Source organism: Streptomyces sp. SM18 (genome assembly GCF_002910775.2).
In the GTDB taxonomy this organism is placed as follows: Bacteria; Actinomycetota; Actinomycetes; order Streptomycetales; family Streptomycetaceae; genus Streptomyces; species Streptomyces halstedii.
Map to the genome: position 1 here is coordinate 1,189,064 of NZ_CP029342.1, position 21,237 is coordinate 1,210,300.

20 protein-coding genes are annotated in these 21,237 nt (G+C 72.4%); 8 read left to right on the forward strand and 12 right to left on the reverse strand.

Translation table 11 applies throughout. From position 1 onward, the window contains the following. Positions 1-21: 21 nt before the first annotated feature. The 4 genes from B9S64_RS05185 to B9S64_RS05200 all read right to left on the reverse strand — a co-directional run bounded on the left by B9S64_RS05185 (position 22) and on the right by B9S64_RS05200 (position 3,414). Positions 22-1,053: an N-acetylmuramoyl-L-alanine amidase gene (locus B9S64_RS05185; RefSeq protein ID WP_109491974.1), complete on the reverse strand. Its 1,032-nt coding sequence runs from the start codon at positions 1,051-1,053 to the stop codon at positions 22-24. A gap of 153 nt (positions 1,054-1,206) precedes the next feature. After that, the gene (locus B9S64_RS05190; protein ID WP_103493285.1) at positions 1,207-1,701 is read right to left on the reverse strand and encodes a hypothetical protein; all 495 of its coding nucleotides are present in this window, start codon (positions 1,699-1,701) and stop codon (positions 1,207-1,209) included. Positions 1,702-1,915: 214 nt separating this feature from the next. Further along, positions 1,916-2,539, reverse strand: coding sequence for a TetR/AcrR family transcriptional regulator (locus tag B9S64_RS05195; RefSeq protein WP_374936097.1), 624 nt, complete (start codon positions 2,537-2,539; stop codon positions 1,916-1,918). A gap of 110 nt (positions 2,540-2,649) precedes the next feature. Beyond that, positions 2,650-3,414: an SDR family oxidoreductase gene (locus B9S64_RS05200; protein WP_103493283.1), complete on the reverse strand. Its 765-nt coding sequence runs from the start codon at positions 3,412-3,414 to the stop codon at positions 2,650-2,652. 170 nt (positions 3,415-3,584) lie between these two features. Here B9S64_RS05200 and B9S64_RS05205 point away from each other — a divergent pair, with 170 nt between their 5' ends. After that, on the forward strand, positions 3,585-4,856 hold the full coding sequence (locus B9S64_RS05205) for an exo-beta-N-acetylmuramidase NamZ domain-containing protein (RefSeq protein ID WP_103493282.1): 1,272 nt from the start codon (positions 3,585-3,587) through the stop codon (positions 4,854-4,856). A 132-nt stretch (positions 4,857-4,988) separates the two neighbouring features. Here B9S64_RS05205 and B9S64_RS05210 read toward each other — a convergent pair whose 3' ends face one another. Next, positions 4,989-7,817 (reverse strand): penicillin acylase family protein, encoded by a 2,829-nt coding sequence (locus B9S64_RS05210; RefSeq protein WP_103493281.1) that lies wholly within the window; start codon positions 7,815-7,817, stop codon positions 4,989-4,991. A gap of 222 nt (positions 7,818-8,039) precedes the next feature. Between B9S64_RS05210 and B9S64_RS05215 the strand changes: the two genes are divergently transcribed. Beyond that, the gene (locus B9S64_RS05215; protein WP_103493280.1) at positions 8,040-8,651 is read left to right on the forward strand and encodes a hypothetical protein; all 612 of its coding nucleotides are present in this window, start codon (positions 8,040-8,042) and stop codon (positions 8,649-8,651) included. Between the two features lie 66 nt (positions 8,652-8,717). Here B9S64_RS05215 and soxR read toward each other — a convergent pair whose 3' ends face one another. After that, positions 8,718-9,191 (reverse strand): redox-sensitive transcriptional activator SoxR, encoded by a 474-nt coding sequence (gene soxR, locus B9S64_RS05220; RefSeq protein ID WP_103493279.1) that lies wholly within the window; start codon positions 9,189-9,191, stop codon positions 8,718-8,720. 181 nt (positions 9,192-9,372) lie between these two features. Here soxR and B9S64_RS05225 point away from each other — a divergent pair, with 181 nt between their 5' ends. Continuing rightward, entirely contained in the window at positions 9,373-9,834 is a 462-nt protein-coding gene (locus B9S64_RS05225; protein WP_103493278.1) for a MaoC family dehydratase, read from the forward strand. Positions 9,835-9,983: 149 nt separating this feature from the next. Here the strand turns inward: B9S64_RS05225 and B9S64_RS05230 are convergent, their stop codons facing one another. The 3 genes from B9S64_RS05230 to B9S64_RS05240 form a co-directional block, all read right to left on the reverse strand. Further along, positions 9,984-10,607 (reverse strand): TetR/AcrR family transcriptional regulator, encoded by a 624-nt coding sequence (locus B9S64_RS05230; protein ID WP_103493277.1) that lies wholly within the window; start codon positions 10,605-10,607, stop codon positions 9,984-9,986. Positions 10,608-10,692: 85 nt separating this feature from the next. Next, positions 10,693-10,983: a YiaA/YiaB family inner membrane protein gene (locus tag B9S64_RS05235; protein ID WP_103493276.1), complete on the reverse strand. Its 291-nt coding sequence runs from the start codon at positions 10,981-10,983 to the stop codon at positions 10,693-10,695. A gap of 111 nt (positions 10,984-11,094) precedes the next feature. After that, positions 11,095-12,246, reverse strand: coding sequence for an acyl-CoA dehydrogenase family protein (locus B9S64_RS05240; protein ID WP_103493275.1), 1,152 nt, complete (start codon positions 12,244-12,246; stop codon positions 11,095-11,097). A 65-nt stretch (positions 12,247-12,311) separates the two neighbouring features. On the opposite strand from B9S64_RS05240, the gene B9S64_RS05245 reads away from it, so the two are divergent. From B9S64_RS05245 to B9S64_RS05260, 4 genes are all read left to right on the forward strand, one after another. Further along, positions 12,312-12,986 carry a TetR/AcrR family transcriptional regulator gene (locus B9S64_RS05245; RefSeq protein ID WP_103493274.1) on the forward strand — a complete coding sequence of 225 codons (675 nt, stop codon included), beginning with the start codon at positions 12,312-12,314 and terminating at the stop codon, positions 12,984-12,986. Positions 12,987-13,085: 99 nt separating this feature from the next. Continuing rightward, on the forward strand, positions 13,086-13,811 hold the full coding sequence (locus B9S64_RS05250) for a helix-turn-helix transcriptional regulator (protein ID WP_103493273.1): 726 nt from the start codon (positions 13,086-13,088) through the stop codon (positions 13,809-13,811). Between the two features lie 96 nt (positions 13,812-13,907). Then, entirely contained in the window at positions 13,908-14,897 is a 990-nt protein-coding gene (locus tag B9S64_RS05255; protein ID WP_103493272.1) for a DMT family transporter, read from the forward strand. 62 nt (positions 14,898-14,959) lie between these two features. Then, positions 14,960-15,943, forward strand: a complete 984-nt coding sequence (locus B9S64_RS05260; RefSeq protein ID WP_103493271.1) for an Acg family FMN-binding oxidoreductase — start codon at positions 14,960-14,962, stop codon at positions 15,941-15,943. Between the two features lie 43 nt (positions 15,944-15,986). On the opposite strand, the gene B9S64_RS05265 is transcribed toward B9S64_RS05260, so the two are convergent. The 3 genes from B9S64_RS05265 to B9S64_RS05275 form a co-directional block, all read right to left on the reverse strand. After that, positions 15,987-17,066, reverse strand: coding sequence for a zinc-binding dehydrogenase (locus B9S64_RS05265; RefSeq protein WP_103493270.1), 1,080 nt, complete (start codon positions 17,064-17,066; stop codon positions 15,987-15,989). A gap of 88 nt (positions 17,067-17,154) precedes the next feature. Continuing rightward, positions 17,155-18,549, reverse strand: a complete 1,395-nt coding sequence (locus tag B9S64_RS05270) for an aldehyde dehydrogenase family protein (RefSeq protein ID WP_103493269.1) — start codon at positions 18,547-18,549, stop codon at positions 17,155-17,157. A 311-nt stretch (positions 18,550-18,860) separates the two neighbouring features. Next, on the reverse strand, positions 18,861-19,535 hold the full coding sequence (locus B9S64_RS05275; protein WP_103493268.1) for a TetR/AcrR family transcriptional regulator: 675 nt from the start codon (positions 19,533-19,535) through the stop codon (positions 18,861-18,863). 346 nt (positions 19,536-19,881) lie between these two features. On the opposite strand from B9S64_RS05275, the gene hmgA reads away from it, so the two are divergent. Next, positions 19,882-21,201, forward strand: a complete 1,320-nt coding sequence (hmgA, locus tag B9S64_RS05280) for a homogentisate 1,2-dioxygenase (protein ID WP_103493267.1) — start codon at positions 19,882-19,884, stop codon at positions 21,199-21,201. The last annotated feature ends 36 nt before the right edge of the window (positions 21,202-21,237 follow it).

Below are 21,237 nucleotides of genomic sequence, written 5' to 3' on the forward strand. Positions count from 1 at the left end.
CGGAGGAAGAGGGGGCGATCCCTACTTCCAGTAGAGGAGTTGGGCCTGTCCGGAGACCAGGTCGTGGGTGCCGCCGCCGTCGTCGAACACGACGTACTCGACGGCCAGGGCCGCTCCGGAGTCGCAGTGGCCGCCCGCGTTGGTGACCGCGATGAAGGTGTCACCGCCGCTCCCCAGGTGCTCGGTGATCTGCCCGCTCTTCGACTTCTTGCCGCCCTTCGTCTCGTAGAAGCGGGACTGGATCGTCGCCCCGTCGGGGACGCCGGAGAGCCGGAGGTAGACGGTGCCCGAGTAGTCGGCGGGTCCGGTGACCAGGGCGCCGGACAGCGGGACGGACAGCCATTCGCCCTGCGGGCGGTTCTTCGTCTGCTTGACCTTCGGGTTGACGCGCGTCGGCATGTCGTCCTCCTTGCTCGGGTCGGTACCGGGGTTCCAGCCGGCGGGGTGCTTCAGCCGTTCGGCGACGTCGGTGCGCAGGGCCGGCATGCCGAAACCTCGGGGGTCGATCTTGTCGTTGGACCACTCCAGATGGCCGATCACGCTCTTCGCGCTCCAGCCGTGCGCCCGGCACACGGCGGCCTGGACGCGTTCGATCGCGTTGTACTGGGCGGCGGGCCAGGGGTCCTTGCCGTCACCGAGGTTCTCGCACTCCCACCCGTAGAACCGCGCGTTGCCGTCGACGCCGTTGCTGTTGCCCTTGGTGGGGGGCGAGGGCCGGGTGCCGTACGACTCGGCGATCACCTGGTCCAGCACCCGGGGGTCACCGCCACCGGCATGGTTGGCACGACCCCAACCCACGAGGTGCACCCGGCCGTTCTTCGCGATCATGCCGTGACACAGAGGGCCGGGCAGATCGGCGTACCCGTCACGGCAGAGGGCCACGGTGGCGGCGGTGCCACTGGTGACCGTGTGGTGCACCATGCTGCCGTTCACGGGGCCCCAGGCACCCACTTTGTTCCGATTATGTGTTCGCCAATTGCCGACTTCGGTAACGGCGACGCCTTCGGCGCGCAGCGCTTTGAGAAGCTTCGCGGCAGACAGGGGGGTGGCCATGAGTACCTCCTTGCGGGGATACCTGGAGCCTTCCCATCCGAAATGGATTTCATCTTTGAAATAGTTTTTCGATCTTCGAACACACCTGCGCACAGGAGGTCGGGCGTTGTGCGGGTCCACCCGCCTGGGCCTTCGTGAGCCGGCTGCGGTGCTTCAGCCAGTCAGGGCCCCCGCCACCAAACCGACTGTCGTGACCAGAAAAGCGAGGAGGAGTGAGAGATCGGGCCACCGACAGCGGGTCCATCTCTTCTCGTACGTCACGCTCACACTTTTTGCCGGTACTGCCGCATTCACCCATACGGCGATCTCTCTCTCCACTTCCGCCACGGTGCCCACAAATTTGTCGATTATCGAGCCGCCGAAGGCAAACGCGTCAATCGTACCGCTCTCCTGGGAAGTGACTTGCAAGGATCCGCTGTCGTCTTTGAGAGCGCGAAGCGGCGAGGAACGCGGAAGCGTATATGTGCGCAAGGGATTCACCACTGTGAGTGAGTCATGCGACAAGCTCACCTCGGAGGAAATTATCCTGCCTGTGAACCCGTAGAACACGAGGAGGACAGGTATGCCCTTCCACCCCTCACCGAACCCTTGGTTCGAGCTCACAGCGATAACGGCCAGCACCATCCCTGCCCCCAGGGACGGAAACATGACCCAGGAAGCATATCTCCAGGATTTCCTGCGCAGTCGGATGACCGACTTCGCCGACTCCGTCATTCGGACCTTCACTCTCTTCTCTGTGAGCAGCCTCTGCCGGCCAGAAAGCCGGCCCCACCAGCACCGCGGAAGCCCGGTGAGCCCCTCGCATCCTGTGCCGGCAGGTGCAAAGGGCTGATCAGAGCGCGTGTGCGGGGAGGCGCCTCCGTCAGGGCCGCAACGCCCGGAGCAGCAGGTCCGCCAGGTGGTCGGCGACCTCCTGGCGGCTGAGGGGGCCGCCCGGCCGGTACCACGTGGACAGGTGGTGGACCGAGCCGAAGTGGTAGTCGACAACCAGGTCAGCGGGGGTCGCGGTGGAGAAGACGCCGGTCCGCTGGCCCTCCTCGATCAGGGCGCGGAAGCGCTCGTGGTAGCGGCGGCGTTCCAGGCGGACCTGTTTGTTCTTCTCCGGGCTCAGGTGGTGCATCGAGCGGAAGAAGATGGCGGCGTCGTCGAGGTTGTCGATGGTGGTGACCACCACGTCCGCGGCCGCGTCGCGCAGCCGCTGTTCGATCGGCGTGTCGGCGTTCGCGTAGGCGTCGAGGCGTTCCTGCTGGAGGCGCAGCACCCGGGCGTAGACCTCCTGGAGGAGGTCTTCCTTGGAGCCGAAGTAGTGGTAGAGCGCCCCTTTGGTGACGCCCGCCGCCTCCACGATCTCCTGGACCGAGGTGCGGTCGTACCCCTGCTCCGCGAAGAGCCGGGTGGCGGCGGCCAGCAGCCTCTGGGGGACCGGTGCCCCGTCCCCTTCCATCGCCTTGGCCACTGTCGCCACCCGCTCTCTCGTGCTGTCCATGAACCCTCTCGCGTACACCGCCTACCGGAGGGAACGCGGTCTCCGCCCGAGGATCTTCCCACTCGCCGCCCTGGGCGGGTCCGCCAGGATCTCCACCGGGACCGGCCCGGTCACGCGCCGTTCGCCTCCCAGGTGCGCTGGATGTGGTTCATGCCGCCGATCCACCGGTCGGGGTCCTTGGCCCGTGCCTGGTAGTAGCCGGCGACCTCGGGGTGGGGCAGGACCAGGAAGCGGTCCCGCTCCATGGCGTCGAACAGCGCGTCGGCGACGGCCTCGGGTTCGATCGCGGTGGGGGCGAGGACCAGGTCCCCGGCGGTCCCGGCCGCCGTGAGCATGTCCGTGCGCACGCCCTGCGGGCAGATCGCGTGGACCTTGATCCCCCGGTGCCGGTAGGTGAGGGAGAGCCATTCGGCGAAGGCGACCGCGCCGTGCTTGGTCACGCTGTACGGGGCGGCCCCGATCATCGTCAGCAGTCCGGCCGCGGAGGCCGTGGAGACGAAGCGGCCGCTGCCGCGCTCCAGCCAGTCGGGCAGCAGCGCCCTGGCGGCGCGGACGTGCGCCATGACGTTGACGTCCCAGGCCGCGGCCCACACGTCCTCGTCCGCGAACGCGTCACCGCCCGCGGCGAGGCCCGCGTTGGCGCAGTAGACATCCACCGTGCCGCCGAGCGCGTCGCGGGCCGCGTCCACCACGCCGGAGGCGTCACCGGCCACGACCGTGCCGCCGATCTCGTCGGCGAGCCCCTTGACCCGGTCGGCGTCGAGGTCGTTGACGACGACCCGGGCGCCCTCCGCGGCGAATCTGCGGGCCAGTGCGGCGCCGATGCCGCCGCCGGCCCCGGTCACCACGACACCCGTGCCTCGCACCGTACTCATCCCCTGCCGCCTCTCTCCGCCGTCCCCGGCAGACTAACCAGTCGGTATGTGGTCGCGGAAGAGGCCGGCGACAGGAGGGGGAATCCGCCCCGGCCGGTGCGTTCCCTGGAGCGCACGACCGCGCTAGCGTGCATGACCATGACACTCAGCGCGATCATGGAGGTAGCGGAATGACCCTGTCCAGGCGTGGTTTGCTGGCCGCCGGCGGTGCGGTGGGGGCGCTCGCGGCCACGGCGGCCGGGTCCGGGACGGCCGCCGCCGCCCCGGACCGGGGGCACGGTTCCGGGCGCGGTGGCGTCCGTACCGGCTTCGCCCGGCTGGCCGCCGACGGCTACCGGCTTCTGGCGGGGCAGAAGGTCGGCGTGGTCACCAACCCGACCGGGGTCACCACCGACGTACGGCACATCGTGGACGTGATGCACCCCGACCGCCGGGTGAACCTCACCGCGGTCTTCGGGCCCGAGCACGGCTTCCGGGGCACCGCGCAGGCGGGCGGCTCGGAAGGCAGGTACGACGACCCGGCGACCGGACTCCCGGTCTACGACACGTATCTGAAGAGCGGTCAGGAACTGGCGGACGTCTTCACCGCGTCCGGCGTGGACACGGTGGTCTTCGACATCCAGGACGCCGGGGCCCGCTTCTACACGTACATCTGGACGCTGTACGACTGCATGGAGGCGGCGGCGCTCGCGGGCAAGCGGTTCGTCGTCCTGGACCGGCCGAACCCGGTGACCGGACGGGCCGCGCTGGGGCCGGTGCTCGATCCGGCGTTCGGTACGTTCGTGGGGCGCCGGGAGATCGCCCAGGCGCACGGGATGACCGTCGCCGAACTGGCGCTGCTCTTCAACAAGGAGTTCCTGGCGGCGCGGCCGGTGGAGCTGGACGTCGTGACGATGTCCGGGTGGCGGCGCTCCGACTTCTTCGACACCACGGGGCTGCCGTGGGTGCCGCCGAGCCCGAACATGCCGACCCCGGAGACGGCGCTGGTCTACCCGGGCACCTGCCTGTTCGAGGGCACGAACCTCTCCGAGGGGCGGGGCACCACCCGGCCCTTCGAACTGCTGGGCGCGGAGGGGATCGACCACCGGTGGGCGGCGGCCGCGAACGCGCAGCGGCTGCCCGGGGTGGCGTTCCGCGAGGCGTACTTCGCGCCGGTGTTCTCCAAGTTCGAGGGGAAGACGGTCGGCGGGGTGCAGTTGCACGTCCACGACCGCGAGGCCTTCGACCCGGTCCGCACCGGGATCGCGCTGCTGGTGACGGCGAAGCGGACATGGAGCGGATTCGCGTGGCGCCCGGACAACTGGATCGACAAGCTCACGGGCAACACCCGGGTCCGCACGATGATCGACGCGGGCGCGGACACCGACGAGGTGGTGGGGGCGTGGGCCGCCGACCTGGCCGCGTTCCGCAGGGTGCGCCGGGAGTACCTGCTGTACCGGTGACGGGTACGGGGCGGCGGTGAGCGCCTCCAGGCGCGCCGTCGCGGTCATGGCCGGACCCCGTCCGCGGCCTGACGGCCCGGCCACCGGACATCCCCTGCTCAGCGGGGGCGCCGGTGGCCGGGCCGCCGGTGGTCACCGGTGGGAGGGGAACTCCACGACCTGCTGGTAGGTCGGGCGGTTCTGCCAGTGGATCGTCTTGTGCGCGATCCCGCCCAGCGGACGGTGGACGATGGCGTCACCGCACCACTGCTCACCGGCCTTGCAGCTGTCGTCGCCCGGGTAGACCGTCGTCGCCGGGGTGGCGGCCGCCTTCTTCAGGGTGGTCAGCAGCGCGTCGCGGCAGGCGCTCAGGTCGCCGTTGCCGCAGTACGTCTTCGCCAGCGGCCCCTTGACGTTCTGGCCGAGCACCTGGCGCAGGTCCTTGTCGGCGAAGCCCCACCAGCCGTACTGGAAGGCGGAGCCGCTGTGCGCACCGCTCGGCCCGTGGCTGGCGGCCGGGGACTCGTCGGTGGCCAGGCTCGCGGTGAACGCCGTGTAGAGGTCGTCCCCGAGTCCGGGCCGGAACTCCGCCTCGATCAGCGCGGGCCACCAGGCGTCCATGATCCGGACCGCGTCCGCGTGGGTGTACGTGTGCGAGCCCTCGGACGTCTCCTTGCGCTGGGAGCCGGCCGCCCGCCACGAGTCCAGCTGCTGGACCACGGTGTTGAGGGCCGGATCGGTGACCGGCTGGGAGCGGATCACCTTGAGGAGTTCCGGCAGCAGCTGCTCGCCCCGCAGATCGGTGACGGCCGCCTCGGCCATGGCGCGGGTGAGGGAGGCGCGGGTCACGCCGCCGGCCTCGACCAGTGCGGACACCCGCTGGTCGAGCAGGTCCCCCCGGTGGACGGCGCCGAAGCCGAACACGGCGCCGGCGTACTCCTTGGCCTGCCGGTTGTTCCAGGAGATGTAGTAGTCCTGGCCGATGGACCGCGGGTGCTCGGCGAACGGGGTGTAGTCGGTGGTGTTGGCCGCCGGGTCGAAGCCCCGCCACTCGTACGCCCTCTCGGCCTTGACCGGCAGGGCCGGGTCCACGCCGGGTGCCCGTACCGGGTTCATCCCGCTGTTGTAGTAGGCCGCGGTGCGCGAGTCCGCGTAGAACCAGTTGAAGGCGTAGTCGATGTGGCTCGCCGCCTGCTGGAAGGAGGCCGCGTCCGTGACGTACGCCGGGTCGTTGAGCAGTTGGAAGCCGATGATCGAGTCGGCCTCGTGCCGGTAGGTGGAGCGCAGCGAGGTGTACGCGACGGGCTTGCCGTCCACCGTGGCGCGGTGGGTGACGACGCCGTAGTCGGTCCGCCACACGCGCATCCGGTACGAGCCCTTGGCGGTGGAGTCGGCGACCGTGGGCTTCCAGGAGTTGGTGCGTTCCATCTTCTCCATCGCGGTGCAGGTGTCGCGGGAGAGGTAGTGGGTGGAGTCCTTGGTGGGCGCGGAGCCGTCCGGTTCGCACAGCTCGATCGCGTAGGTGTCGGTGATGTCCTGGGCGGCGGAGGTGGCGCTCCAGGCGTAGTCCTGGCCACGGCCCATCTGGATGTACATGCCGACGCCCGCGAAGGAGACGCCCCGGGCGCTGATGCCCGGCCCCTGGATCTCCTGGAGCATCATCAGCTGGGGGGCGAAGTAGCCGGTCTGCGGGCCGAACACGGCGATGGGGTTCCCGCTCGCGGTGTGCTCGCCGGACACCACGAGGGCGTTGGACATGCCGCGCTTGCCGGCGCCGTCGCCCGTACCGGGCAGCGAGCCCTCCGGGACCACCCCGTCGTCGTAGATTCCCTGGGCCGGTGCGAGGCGGGCCGGGGCGTCGACCGGCGCCTTCTTGTTCGTGCCCGCCGCCCCGGTGCGGTCGTAGATCAGCGGTTCGGGGGTGACGGAGCCCGGGTCCGGGAGGGCGGTGCCGCGCGCCTGGTCGGGCTTGCCCGCGTACGGGAACGAGGTGCCGTCGTGGATGGTGAGGACGGCCTCGGGGTCGTCGCGCTGGCGGAAGGACTCCCAGACCCGGGTGCCCTCCTGGACGCCGTACTTCTCCTGGGCGGCCAGCAGGGAGAGCGCCGCCTGCACCTCCCCGCCGCCTCCCCCGCCGAACTGCCCGCCGACGACCGTGGCGATGGCGATCAGGTCGGTCAGCTCGAACGGCTGGATCTCGCCCACGTTGGTGATGGAGTCGATCTTGCCGGTGAGGACGTACTCGCCCGGGAAGTAGCGGCCCTTCTTGGACTTCTCCCGGTAGGAGTTGATGCCGTCCACATAGGCCTGCGCGTCGGCCATGGCCTGTTCGCCGCGGGCGCCCTCGCTGCTGCGGATGAACTCGACCTGGGCCTTCAGATCCGCCTCGGTGTACGGGGCCTGCGGCCAGAACTGCTGCTCCAGGCCCTGGTTGGCGAGCGCTCCGCCGGCGAACGAGGTGAGCTGGCCGCGTCCGATGTGCCGGAAGAGGTCCATCAGCCACAGCCGGTCCTGGCCGGCCGCGAACCCGGCGCCGAACTCGGTGCCGTACCGGGTGGTGCCCTTGATGTGGGGGACGCCGGTCTTCTTGTCCCGGGTGATCGTGACGTCCTCGCGGGGCGAGGTGACGGACTCGACCTGGTTCGTGGGGACCCCGAACGAGGCGTCGTTGAAGAAGTCGGTGAGCTTCTGGTCGGTGAGGCCCGTATGCCCCGCGACCAGGCCGTTGTACCGGTCGAGCTGGTCGTCGCTGTGGGCGGGGTGGGTGCCGAACGCCTTGTTGCCGAGGATCTCGACGAGGGTGGCGTTGCCGTTCTCGCCGGGCGGCAGGATGTCGGCGCACTGCCCCTGGCAGTGGTCGGTGAGGGCGGCGGTCACGGGCTGCGCCGCGCCGGCCTGCGGGACCGAGGCGAGCAGGGACGTACCGAGGGCGAGGACGGCCGCGACTGTGGCGGCTCTGAGCGTGCGGGTGCGTGGGGGCATGCGTGCTCCTCCGGATGGCCGATGCGCACGGAGGTTACCGGCGGTAGGCCCCCTCGGGAAGGTGAACATCAGTCACTTCTCCCGAACCGGCACACCCGATCGCACGGCCCTTCCCGGAACGTCTCAGGAACCGGACACGTTTCACCTTTCGATGGAGCCGAACGGGGCACTCGTACGTCCATCCCTTGACGCCGAAGTACGAGCGACGGAGGTGGCAGTGCCATGGCCGGTTTCCGGAGTCTTGCGAGACAGGTCCGCGATCCACGGGGCGATCTGGCTTTGCGGCGGTATTCGCTGCGCAAATGCCTGGAGCGGTTCGCCCCCTACGGTCACCGCGCGACCTGGGATCATCTGTGTGCGCGGCACGGCATCGGGCCGGAGGACCGGGCACCCGATCCGGAGCGCCTGATCGGGGCGCTGGAGGAGCTGGAGGAGGCGCGGGCCGTCTGGCTCGCGTACGAGGAGGGGTTCGCCGCGCGGCGGCGGCGGGAGAAGCACGACGGGCTGCGCCGGCCGGGCACGTTCGACGACTGGCACCGGCGGACCTGGGGCGGCCGGGACATCGCGCCCTGCGACGACCCCGGGGTCCATCCGAGCGCACCGCTGGCCGAGGTGCTGGACCGGCTGATCGCGGCCCTCGGCGGCGAGCCGGGGGCGGCCTGCCCGGTCTGCGCGGAGACGGACATCGTCTGGCGGCGGGACCTGGCACGGGAACCGTGGTTCGGCCCGGTCTGCACGGGGTGCGGCATCGTGGTCCCCCGGCCGGTGCTCACCGCGGGTGCGCTGGCACGGGCCAGGAGCACCCCGGCCGGCGGTCTGGCGTCGGCGGCGTGAGCCGTCCCGCGCGGGTGGGACGGACCACGGCACGGCGGGCGGCGCGCCCGCGTGAGCCGCTGCGCGCTACGTGCACTCCCGAGCGGGACGCTCGGGCATCAGGCGCGAGCCCGCCATCGACTCGCCCGAGATGTCGTCGGGGTTGGACAGCACGCAGTTCTCCAGGGACAGGCAGCCGCAGCCGATGCACTCCGTGAGGTGGTCCCGCAGCCGCCCGAGCTGCCTGATCCGGTCGTCCAGCTCGGAGCGCCACGCCCGGGAGAGCCGCGCCCAGTCGTCCCGGTTCGGGGTGCGCTCCTCGGGCAGTTCGGCAAGCGCCTCCCGGATGGTGGCCAGCGGTATGCCGACCCGTTGCGCCGCGCGGACGAACGCGACCCGGCGCAGCGCGTCCCTGGTGTAACGGCGCTGGTTGCCGCTGGTGCGGCGGCTGGTGATCAGGCCCTTGGACTCGTAGAAGTGCAGGGCCGAGACGGCGGCCCCGCTGCGCGCGGAGAGCTGGCCGACCGTGAGTTCATGGAGCGTCTGAGGGATCTGAGGCACCCCACCGAGCCTACTGCTCCCCGTTCCGTCGCCGCCCGCGCTTTTCGTCTCCTCCCGCCGGTCCGTCGTTGACAGGGCCGCGCCGCCCCCGCATGCTGAGCAAGCGCTTAGACAGCTCCGGGGAGAAGCGCCCGGACGGAGCGCCCGCCGACGCGGGCACGGGAAGGCAGGGAGCGGGACCATGGCAGAGCCGAGGATCTTCACGTCCGCGCAGGAGCTGCGGGACGCGGTGGGCCAGGAGTTGGGGCACAGCGACTGGCTGGAGATCGACCAGCGGCGGATCGACCGGTTCGCGGAGGCCACCGGCGACCACCAGTGGATCCATGTGGATCCCGAACGCGCCGCCGCCGGTCCCTTCGGTACGACGATCGCGCACGGCTACCTCACGCTCTCACTGCTGCCCGTGCTGGTCCCGCAGGTCCTCCAGGTCGAGGGCGCGAAGATGGGCATCAACTACGGGACCAACAAGGTGCGTTTCCCCTCGACGGTGCCGGTCGGCTCGCGGCTGCGCGCCACGGCGGTGCTCAAGGGCGTCGAGGAGGCGGACGGCGGGGTGCAGGTGACCGCCCTCGTCACGGTCGAGCGCGAGGGCGGCGACAAGCCGGCCTGCGTGGCCGAGTCGGTCTCGCGCTACTACTTCTGAGCCGCTCAGGGGCGCTGGTGGTCCGATTCCCGAGCCGCTTACGGGCGCTCGTGGTCCGCTTCCGGGCCGCTCACGGGCGCTCGCGGTCCGCTTCCCGAGCCGCTTCCCGGCCGCGAACGTGTCGGCGCGCACGCGCGGGGCAGTGCCCGCTACCTCCGCGCGCCGACCATGCGCAGGACCAGGCCGGCGTAGAGCGCGCCGACCTCGTCGGGCGTCCGGCTGCCCTGGGCGTTGAACCAGCGCGCCACGTCGATGCAGAGCGACAGCACCGCCAGCGTGGTGCCCGGCACGTCGGGGACCTCGAACTCCCCCGCCCGTACGCCCTCGCTGATGATCCCCCGCACCACCGCGTCGGTCTTCCGGCGCAGGCCGACGATCTCGGCGCGGTGCTCGTCGCCGAGGGCCTCCAGCTCGTACTGCACGACCCGTGCCGTGGTGTGGCGCTCGGCGTGCCAGCGGACGAAGGAGCGTACGGCGTCGGCGAGCCGGTCGGCCGCCGTGCCGTCCCCGCTCGCCGCCGCCTCCAGCAGGCGCAGGGCCCGCTCGTGGCCGATCCTGCTGATCCGGTGGAGCAGCTCTTCCTTCGTCTTGTAGTGGATGTACAGCGCGGCGGGGCTCATCCCGGCCCGGCCGGCGATGTCACGGGTGGTGGTCGCGTGGTAGCCGCGCTCGGCGAAGGCCTCGACGGCGGCCACGAGCAGCCGCCGGGCCGCCTCCGGTGTGACCTCGCTCCACGGCGTGTCCTCGCCGCCGGTCTCCTCCGCCGCGCTCATCGCCACAGATCCCTTTCCCCTCGCAGGACGAACACCATACCGCGAACCTGAGCAAGCGCTTAGAGGTGTCCGGGGTACGTGGCCGTCAGATCTTCTGGAAGGGGTCGTGCTCGGCGAGGATCTTCTCCAGCCGGGCCTGGTCGACCCGGCTGACGATCCTGCCCTCCTCCTGCCGGTCCCTGACGATCTTGGCCAGGGTGAAGCAGGAGGTGACGAGGTAGAGGACGCCGACGGCGAGGAAGGCCCGCACCCAGGCGTCGGCGTCGAGGAAGAAGATACCGAGGGCCACCGCGCCGAGGGCCACCCCGAAGGAGAGGACGGCCTGCCCGTAGAAGGCCGCGGTGCTCTGCTGCTTGACGTGCGTGGTCTCGCTCATGCCGCACAGCATCCGGCGCGGTGGCGTGCGGCACATCCGCCGGAGTACTCAGCCCGTACTCAGAAGGCGGGGCACCCGGCCCGCCCGGAAGGCGGGGCACTCCGCCCGTACTCAGAAGGCGGAGACGCCCGTCAGCGCGCGGCCGATGATCAGCTTCTGGATCTGGCTGGTGCCCTCGTAGAGGGTCATCACACGGGCGTCCCTGACGAGCTTGCCCACCGGGTACTCGTCGATGTAGCCGTACCCGCCGAACACCTGGAGGGCGTTGTTGGCGGCGCGGACCGCGGCTTCGGAGGCGAAGAGCTTCGCGGTGGAGGCGGCGGTCGCGAAGTCCCGGCCCCGGTCGACGAGATCGGCCACGCGCCAGGTCAGCATGCGCGCCGCGTCCACGTCCACGGAGATGTCGCTGATGAGTTCCTGGACGAGCTGGTAGCCCGCGATCGGCCGCCCGAACTGCTCGCGTTCGCCCGCGTACCGCACGGCGGCGTCCAGGGCCGCCTGGGCGATGCCGACACAGCCGGCCGCAACCGACATGCGCCCCTTGGCCAGGGCCGACATGGCGAGGGAGAAGCCCTTGCCCTCGGGCCCCAGGAGCGTGGCGGCCGGGACGCGGACGTCCTCCAGCACCAGTTCCGCCGTGGCCTGGCCGCGCAGTCCGAGCTTGCCGTGCACGGTGCGCCGGGTCAGGCCGGGGGTGTCGGCCGGCACCAGGAAGGCGGAGACGCCCCGGTGGCCGGGGACGTCCCCGGTGCGGGCGAAGAGCAGGACGACATCGGCCCAGGTGCCGTTGGTGATGAACATCTTGGAGCCGTTGATCACGTAGTCGTCGCCGTCGCGCACCGCCCTCGTGCTCAGGTTCCCCGCGTCGGAGCCGGTGCCGGGCTCGGTCAGCGCGAAGCAGCCGACGGCCTCGCCCGCGGTGAGCCGGGGCAGCCACCGCCGCTTCTGCTCCTCGTCCCCCCAGGACGCGATGGTCTTCGCGACCAGGCCGAGCGAGACGGAGACGATGCCGCGCACCGAGGAGTCACCGCGCCCCAGCTCCTCGGTCACCAGGCAGTACGCCAGGTGGTCGCCGCCGGAGCCGCCGTACTCCTCCGGGATCGTGAGCCCGAGGAAGCCCAGCGCGCCCAGTTTCTTCACGATCGACCTGTCGACACTCTCGGCACGGTCCCAGGCGACGACGTGCGGGGTGATCTCCCGTGCGACGAAGTCCTCGGCGAGCTCGCGCACCGCTTCCTGTTCCTCGCTCAGCTCCAGGTTCATCCTGCGACACCCCACTTTAAATTAGCACTGCTAGTTTTCTCTGCGCAGGCCCTACTATGTGCCGCATGGCCCGACCGCGCAAGCCCCTCCTCAGCAGAGACCGCATCGTCGAGGCGGCGGGCGCGCTCGTGGACGCCGAGGGGCTGGACGCCGTCTCCACCCGGCGGCTGGCCGCCGAGCTGGGGGTCAGCGGGCCCTCGCTGTACAACCACTTCCGCAACAAGGAAGAGCTCCTGGACGCGGTGGCCAACGCCGTCTCGGCCCAGGTGGATCTGTCGATGTTCCAGGAGGGGGACGCCCGCGACTGGCCCGCCGCACTGCGCGACTGGGCCCTCTCCTACCGGGCCGCGCTCGCCGCGCACCCCCACATCGTCCCGGTGCTCGCCCAGGGTCCCGGCCGCCGCCCGGCCGGCCTGCGGGTCGCCGACGCGGTGTTCGGCGCGATGGTCCGGGCCGGCTGGCCGCCCGCCCAGGCCACGTACATCGGGGCGCTGATGCGCTACTTCGTCACCGGCTCGGCGCTCGGTTCCTTCGCCCGTGGGTTCGTGGACGACGAGACGGCGTACGACCCGGCCGACTACCCGCACCTGGGGCAGGCCCATCTGCTGGCCGAGCGGCGCCAGCAGGTGGACGAGGGCGCCTTCGAGACCGGACTGCGGGCCCTGCTGGACGGGCTGGCGCTCCAGTACGAGCAGACGGTCACCGGCCGGAAGGTCCCGCGCGCGCCGTCCGGGGCGTGACCGGCCCTCCACCCGGGCCGAAGGACGCCCGCCCGTGCCGCGGCGGCCGTCCGACACCGTTCGGCCCGTACCGAAGAGTGCCTGACGCATCCTGGACGCATGGCCCGTACGACACCGAGTGAACCTGCGGCGGCCCGGCTGGCGGCCCTGGCCGCCCTGCTGGCCGACGAGACCCGCGCCGTCTTCTGCCTCGCCCTGCTGGACGGCCGCGCCTGGACCGCGGGCGAGCTGGCCCGTGGCGCGGGGGTGGCTCCCTCCACCGCCAGCGAACACCTGGGGAAGCTGGTGGCGGGCGGGCTGCTGGCCGAGGAACGCCAGGGCCGGCACCGCTATGTGCGGCTCGTCGGACGGCAGGCCGCCCAGTTGGTCGAGGAGCTGGCCGCGTACGCCGCTCCCGGCGGGGAGCCGCCCGCCCGCTCGCTGCGCGCGGCGAGCACGGCCCACGCGCTGGCCCGGGGGCGTACCTGCTACGACCACCTCGCGGGCCGGCTCGGCATCCGGATCACCGAGGCGATGACGACGCGCGGACTCCTGCGCCAGGACACCGGGTTCGCGCTCACCGAGGACGGGCTGGCGTGGTTCGGCGCGCTCGGTGTCCCGCTGGACACGGCGTCCCGGCGGCCCCTGGCACGGGGCTGTCTGGACTGGACCGAGCGGCGGCCGCATCTGGCGGGTGCCGCGGGCGCCGCCCTGTGCCGGCACGCGATGGAGGCCGGATGGTGCGAGCGGGTCGGTACGGGGCGGGCGGTGCGGGCGACCCCGGAGGGGCTGCGGGCCCTGACCGCGCGTCTGGGCATCGACCCCGCGTCGATCGACGGGCGCTGACGGTGCAGTCGATCGACGGGCGGTGACGGTGCCGTCGATGGACGGACGCCGACAATTCGGTAGGGGCCGAAGCCTCGCGGCCGTAGCGTCGGCGCCATGACGACGACACCGACCGCGGCCCCCTCGCCGGGCCGCGACTGGCGCGCCCCCGCCGCCGCCTGCACCACGGTGGTCCTGTGGGCCTCCGCCTTCGTATCCATCCGCAGCGCGGGCGAGGCCTACTCGCCGGGGGCGCTGGCCCTGGGGCGACTGCTCGCGGGCACGCTGACGCTCGGGACGATCCTGCTGGTACGCCGCGAAGGGCTGCCGCCGAGGGCCGCGTGGCCCGGCATCGTGCGCTCGGGGCTGCTCTGGTTCGGGCTGTACATGGTGGTCCTCAACTGGGGTGAGCGGGAGGTGGACGCGGGCACCGCCGCGATGGTTGTGAACATCGGCCCCCTCCTGATCGCCCTGCTGGGGGCCGGACTGCTGGGCGAGGGGCTGCCGCGCCGGCTGCTCGCGGGGATGGCGGTGTCGTTCGCGGGCGCGGCCGTGGTCGGGCTGTCCATGGCCGGTGACGGCGGCTCGTCGGTCCTCGGGGTGCTGCTCTGCCTGCTGGCGGCGGTGGCGTACGCGGGCGGAGTGGTGAGCCAGAAGCCGGCGCTGCGGCACGGTTCGGCGCTCCAGGTCACCACGTTCGGCTGCCTGACCGGTACGGTCGCCTGCCTGCCGTTCTCCGGGGTACTGGTGTCGCAGGCGGCGCACGCCCCGCTGTCCGCCACGCTGAACATGCTCTACCTGGGCGTGTTCCCCACCGCGCTGGCGTTCACCACCTGGGCCTATGCCCTGGCCCGCACCACCGCGGGCCGGATGGGCGCGACCACGTACGCGGTTCCGGCGCTGGTGGTGCTCATGTCGTGGCTGCTGCTGGACGAGGTGCCCGCGCCGCTCACGGTCGGCGGCGGGCTGATCTGCCTCGCGGGGGTGGCGCTCTCGCGGACCCGGCCGCGGCGACGGCCGCCGGGGCCCGAGGGGGCCGATCGGCCCTCCGGAGGGGGCCGCAGGGCCCTTATGCCCCTCGCGCCGAAGCCGAAGGCTGGGGGCTGAGCCGTATTCGGCGCGGGCGGCAGGGCCCCGTCGCCGGACCAGCCGCAGGAGGCCAGCGAGTCATGCCGCACCCCGCCCACGCCCTCGACGCGCAGGAACAGAGCACTCTGGTGACCGCCGCGGCCGCGGCGCCCTCGGTGCTGAACACCCAGCCCTGGTCGTTCACCGCCGGGCCGCGCGGGATCGACGTGCACGCCGATCCGGGCCGTGCCCCGGCGGCGACGGCCTCCGCCGCCCGTGACGTCCATCTCTCGTGCGGGGCCGCCGTGTTCAACGCCCGGGTGGCCCTGGCACGGCTGGGCCGGGGGGCGCGGACCGAGGTGCTGCCCGAGGCCGGTGACCCGCTGCTGGTCGCACGGGTCACCGTGGCCGACGAGCCACCGGATCCGGAGCTGGAGGCGCTCTACCACTGTGTGGGCCGGCGCCGCACGAACCGCTATCCCTTCCGGCCCCAGGCCGTCCCCGCGGGCCTGATGCTCCTGTTGTACGACGCGGCGGCGTGGGAGGGGGCGACCCTGCGCGCGCTGGATGAGGAGCCGGAGTACCAGCGGGTGCTGACGCTGATCCGGAAGGCGACCTGGACCGAGGACGAGCGCGCCCGGGAGGACCGCGCCGCCCTGCTGGGCGGGAGGTCCGGGCCGCCGGTCCTCCCGGTCGAGAACCTGGGGCCGGTGCCGCGCGGCCTGTCCGACGGCCCGGCGGTACGGGACCTGGCGGACGGGCTCGACCTGCCCGGACGCGGTACGGCCGCCTTCGAGCAGCACCCGACGCTCGCGGTCCTGGAGACCGCGGACGACAACCCCGTCTCCTGGGTCGCGGGGGGCCAGGCGCTGGAGCGGGTGCTGCTGGAGGCCACCGGGCGCGGTGTCGCGGCCTCGTTCGCCAACCAGCCGCTGGAGGACGCGGAGTTGCGCGAGGACGTCTCCAGCAGCGCCGCGCACTTCGGACATCCGCAGATGGTGCTGCGCCTCGGGTACCCGCTGACCGTGCCGCCCGCCGCCCCGCGCCGGCCGGAGGCGGAGGTCCTGCGCGGGGTGAAGCCCTGACGGAGGTCTCCGCGCACCGCCCCGGCGCCATCCGGGGCGGCCCTCAGAAGACGACCAGGGCGCGTCCGCCCCTGCCCGCCACCATGTTCTCGAACGCGCCGGGAATGCCGTCCAGGCCGATGCGCTCGGTGACCATCATGGAGAGGTCGAACCGTCCGGCCCTGATGTGCTCGGCGAGCACGGGCAGGTCGCGGGCGGGGTCGCTGTTACCGTACACACAGCCGGTGAGCGAGCGGCCCCAGTGGAAGATCTCCAGCGCGTTGAAGCCCACCGTCTGGTCCTTGCCGCCGATCCCGACGACCGTGGTGCGTCCGCCCCGGCGGGTGGAGTCCCAGGCCCCGCGGATCGTGGCGGGGCGTCCCACGCATTCCACGGCGACGTCAGCGCCCTGACCGGCCGTCAGCTTGCGGACGGCGCGGGGGGTGGTGTCGGAGGCGACGAGGTAGTCGGTGGCCCCGGCCCGGCGGGCCAGTTCCTCCTTCTCCGGTGACACGTCCACGGCGACGATCGGGGACGCCCCCGCGAGGCGCGCGGCCTGGAGCACGGCGAGGCCGACCCCGCCGACGCCGAACACGACGACGCTCTCGCCCTCGCGGACGCGCGCCGAGTGGTGGACCGCCCCGTATCCGGTCAGCACCGCACAGCCGAGCAGCGCGGCGTCCGTGAGCGGGACGCCGGCCGGGGCGGGCAGCACGCAGTTGGCGGCGACGACGGTCTCCTGGGCGAACGCGGCGACGTTCAGCCCGGGGTGGAGCTCGGTGCCGTCCGCCGTACGGGCGTGGATGTTCGCCGCGCCCTTGAGCGCGTCGGCGCAGAGCCAGACCTCGCCGATCCGGCAGTGGAAGCACGCGCCGCACGAGGGCGCCCAGTTGAGGACCACGGCGTCGCCGGGACCGACGTGGGTGACGCCCTCCCCGACGGCCAGCACCGTCCCGGCGCCCTCGTGGCCGAGGACGGCGGGGACGGGCAGCCGCATGGTGCCGTCGGACAGGGACAGGTCGGAGTGGCAGACCCCGGCGGCGGCGAGGGAGACGCGCACCTGGCCGGGTCCTGGCTCGGGAAGTTCGATGTCGGTGATCTCCAACGGAGCTCCGACGGCGGGCAGTACGGCGGCGCGGACCACGAACAGACTCCTCGGTGGACGGGATCGGTGGATCGGCGGGGCGGAACAGGTCCGAGCCGCCCGGACGGGCCGGCGGCTCCGGAACCGCTCAGAGCTGGAGGGACTTGGTCTGGAGGTACTCGGCGAGGCCGTGCGGCCCGAGTTCGCGCCCCACCCCCGACCGCTTGTACCCGCCGAACGGGGCGAGCGGGTTGAAGCGGCCGCCGTTGATGTCCACTTGGCCGGTGTCCATGCGGCGGGCGAAGGCCACGGCCTCGGCGTCGTCGGCGGCCCAGACCGCGCCCGCCAGTCCGTACACGGTGCCGTTGGCGATCCGGAGGGCGTCCTCGACGTCCTCGTACCGCAGCACGCACAGCACCGGGCCGAAGATCTCCTCCTGGGCGATGGTCATGTCGGGTGTGACGTCCGCGAAGAGGGTGGGGCTGACGTAGTACCCCCGCTCCATGGGCGCCTCGGGGCCTCCGACGACGAGGCGGGCGCCCTCCTCGACGCCCTTCTCGATGTAACCGCGCACCCGTGCCCGCTGTTTGGCGCTGACGACCGGTCCGATGCGCTCGCCCGGCACATACTTGGCGAGGGCCGCGGCTGCCAGGGCGACCGCCTCCTCGTACCGTTCGGCGTCGACCAGCATGCGGGTCCACGCGCTGCACGTCTGGCCGGAGTTGGCCATCACGTTGGCGACGCCGACGTGGACGGCCCTGGCGAGGTCGGCGCCGGGCAGGATGACGTTGGCGGACTTGCCGCCGAGTTCCAGGGCGACGCGCTTGACCGCCGCCGACGCGACGGCGCCGATCCGTGCGCCGACGGCCGTGGAGCCGGTGAAGGAGACCAGATCGACTCCCTCGTGCTCGGCGAGGGCCTGCCCGGCGACCGGGCCGAGGCCGGTGACCAGGTTGAACACCCCGGCCGGCAGCCCCGCCTCATGGACGGCCTCGGCGAAGAGCTGGGCGGTGAGCGGGGTGTCCTCGGCGGGCTTGAGGACCACGGCGCAGCCCGCGGCCAGCGCGGGGGCCACCTTGGCGACGATCTGGTGGAGCGGGTAGTTCCAGGGGGTGATCGCGCCGACGACGCCGACGGGCTCGTGCAGGACGGTGGAGTTGCCCAGCGTCTCCTCGAAGGTGTGGGAGGCGGCCAGTTCGGCGTACGAGCCCGCCACCGCCACGGGCAGAGCGGCGTGCACCGACCGGGAGAAGGGCAGCGGGGAGCCCAGCTCGGCGGTGACCGTCTCGGCGATCTCGTCCTGGCGGGCCGCCAGCACGTCGCGCAGGGCGGCGATCCGCGCGGCGCGCTCGGCGGGCGGGGTGGCCGCCCAGCCCGGCAGCGCGGCCCGTGCGGCGCGTACGGCGTCGTCCACGTCCCCGGCACCACCGGCCGGGACCTGTCCGACGACCCGCTCGTCCGCCGGGTTCACCACCGTGATCGTGTCCCGGCCGTGTGCGGGCCGCCACTCCCCGCCGATGTACATCCCGTCGTGTGCCTTCATGGCCGTTCCTCCCGGGTCTCGCCGTGCCCGCCGCCGCGGTCGTGCGCCGTACGGGCGGTTCCGGCCCGCCGCCCCAAACTAGCGCCGTTAGTTTTTCGGCGCCAGGAAACGGCCGGAGACGCGGGTCACGCCTGCCCCGGGAGCGGAGCGGTCATCCGTCGAGTCCGGGAACGTCCTCGGCGGCGGGCAGATACGGCGCCCGGAGGGGGCGAAGACGTACAGGTGCGCGAGGTCCACGAGGAGCGGCACCTGCCCTCCGGTCCGGACGCGCGGGTCGGGAGCGGTCCGGACGGGCCCCAGGGGGCGGGGCGTCAGTCGAAGGTCTGGGCGAGGTAGGCCTGGAGCAGGGTCCGTGTCTCGGCGATCAGCGCGGCGTCGCCCGAGGGGTCGGTGCGGAAGGCGAGTTGGAGCAGGGCGTCGGCGGCCTCCACACAGACGAGGAGGATGCGTGGGAGCCGGGGGTCGAGCTCGTCTCCCGTGTCACGGCCCTCTCCCCGGTCGCCGGCCCCTTCCTTCAGGGCGGGGCCGAGGTGTCCGGCCAGCAGGGCCGCGAGCCGGCCGGCGACCCGCAGATTGGCGTCGTCGGGGGCGCCTTCGGCCGGCACGGGCGGGCCGAAGTCGACCAGGGTGAAGCCCGGGACGGTCCGCTTCATGGCCAGGTACTCGTCCAGGACGGCGTCGATCGCCGCCCGCCACTCCCGTTCCGGGACGGCACCGAGGCGGCCCACGATCCGCTCGGCGTAGAGGTCCAGGTTGCGCTCGGCCAAGGCGTCCACCAGGGCCCGCTTGTTGGGGAAGAACCGGTAGACCGAGCCGATCGGCACCCCGGCGCGGTCGGCCACCGCGCGGGTGGAGAGCTGCTCGTAGCCGGTCTCGTCGAGCAGTCCGGCGCCGGCGTCGAGGATCCGGGCCAGCCGCTCGGCGCTGCGCTGCTGGACGGGGACCCGCCGGAGGTTCGCATGGGGATGAGGAGGCACGCACACCATGATGCCGTGGCCTCGCCGGCCGGTTCCGCACGGGCCGGTCGGCCACCATGGCCGGTTCGTTCCGTGTGGCCCGGCCGGCCCAGATGGCCGGATCCGAAGGGCTTCAAAGAGCTTCAGAGGGCCTCAACGGGCCTCAACGGGCTTCAGAGGGCACGGTCTCGGCCCCGGTGGCCGGACATGGACGGCCCCGTGGCCGGTTCCTCGTCCCGCTCCCCCGCCCGGCGCACCCGGCCGCCCCGGCGTGTGCCGTTGACGGGCCGCCCCCCGATTCCTACGGTTGTCCATAGGATTCCTCGTCGGGGGGTCCGGCCCAGCCACGGGATTCCTTATCCACCGGGAGCGCAAGATGAGCGGCATCGAGCAGGCGAGGAAAGCGGCCGAAAACCTCGCGTACAGCGCCGGATTCGGCAACGAGCACAGCTCCGAGGCGGTCCGGGGCGCCCTGCCGCACGGCCGCAACTCCCCGCAGCGCGCCCCGCTCGGGCTGTACGCGGAGCAGCTGAGCGGTTCGGCGTTCACCGAGCCCCGCGCCCGCAACCGCCGCTCCTGGCTCTACCGGATCCGCCCGTCCGCCGCGCATCCGGCGTTCACCCGCGTCGGCAACGGCACGCTGCGCACCGCCCCGTTCACCGAGTCGGTCACCGACCCCAACCGGCTGCGCTGGGACCCGCTGCCCGATCCGGCGCCGGGCACGGACTTCCTGTCCGGGCTGTGGACGCTCGGCGGCAACGGCGACGCCGCGCAGCGCACCGGCATGGCCGTCCACCTGTACAGCGCCGACTCCTCCATGACCGACCGGGTGTTCAGCGACTCCGACGGCGAGCTGCTGATCGTCCCCGAGCGGGGCGGGCTGCTGCTCCGCACCGAGCTGGGCCCGCTGCGCGCCGAGCCCGGCCATGTGGCGCTGATCCCGCGCGGTGTCCGCTTCCGGGTCGAGCTCCTGGACGCCACCGCCCGGGGGTACGTCTGCGAGAACTACGGGCAGCCCTTCGTCCTCCCCGACCTCGGTCCGATCGGCGCCAACGGCCTGGCCAACGCACGGGACTTCCTGGCGCCGGTGGCCGCGTACGAGGACCGCGAGGGCCCCGTCGAGGTGGTCAACAAGTTCTGCGGGAACCTCTGGTCGGCGACGTACGACCACTCGCCGCTGGACGTCGTCGCCTGGCACGGCAACCACACCCCGTACGTCTACGACCTGCGCCGCTTCAACGTGATCGGCACCATCAGCTACGACCACCCGGACCCGTCGATCTTCACCGTGCTGACCTCGCCGTCCGACACCCCGGGGCTGGCCGGTGTGGACTTCGTCGTCTTCGCGCCCCGCTGGCTGGTCGGCGAGGACACCTTCCGCCCTCCGTACTTCCACCGCAACGTGATGAGCGAGTACATGGGCCTGATCGAGGGCGCGTACGACGCGAAGGCCGGCGGGTTCGTACCCGGCGGCGGATCGCTGCACAACATGATGTCGGCCCACGGCCCGGACCGTGAGACCTTCGAGCGGGCCAGCGCCGCCGAGCTGAAGCCGCAGAAGATCGACGACGGGCTGGCCTTCATGTTCGAGACCCGCTGGCCGGTCACGGCGACCGCGCAGGCCGCCGGCGCCGGCCATCTCCAGCGGGGGTACGACGACGTGTGGCAGGGTCTCAGCCGCGACTTCCGGCCGTGAGACCCCCTCGGCCGGCCATCGATCGGAGAGGCCCGG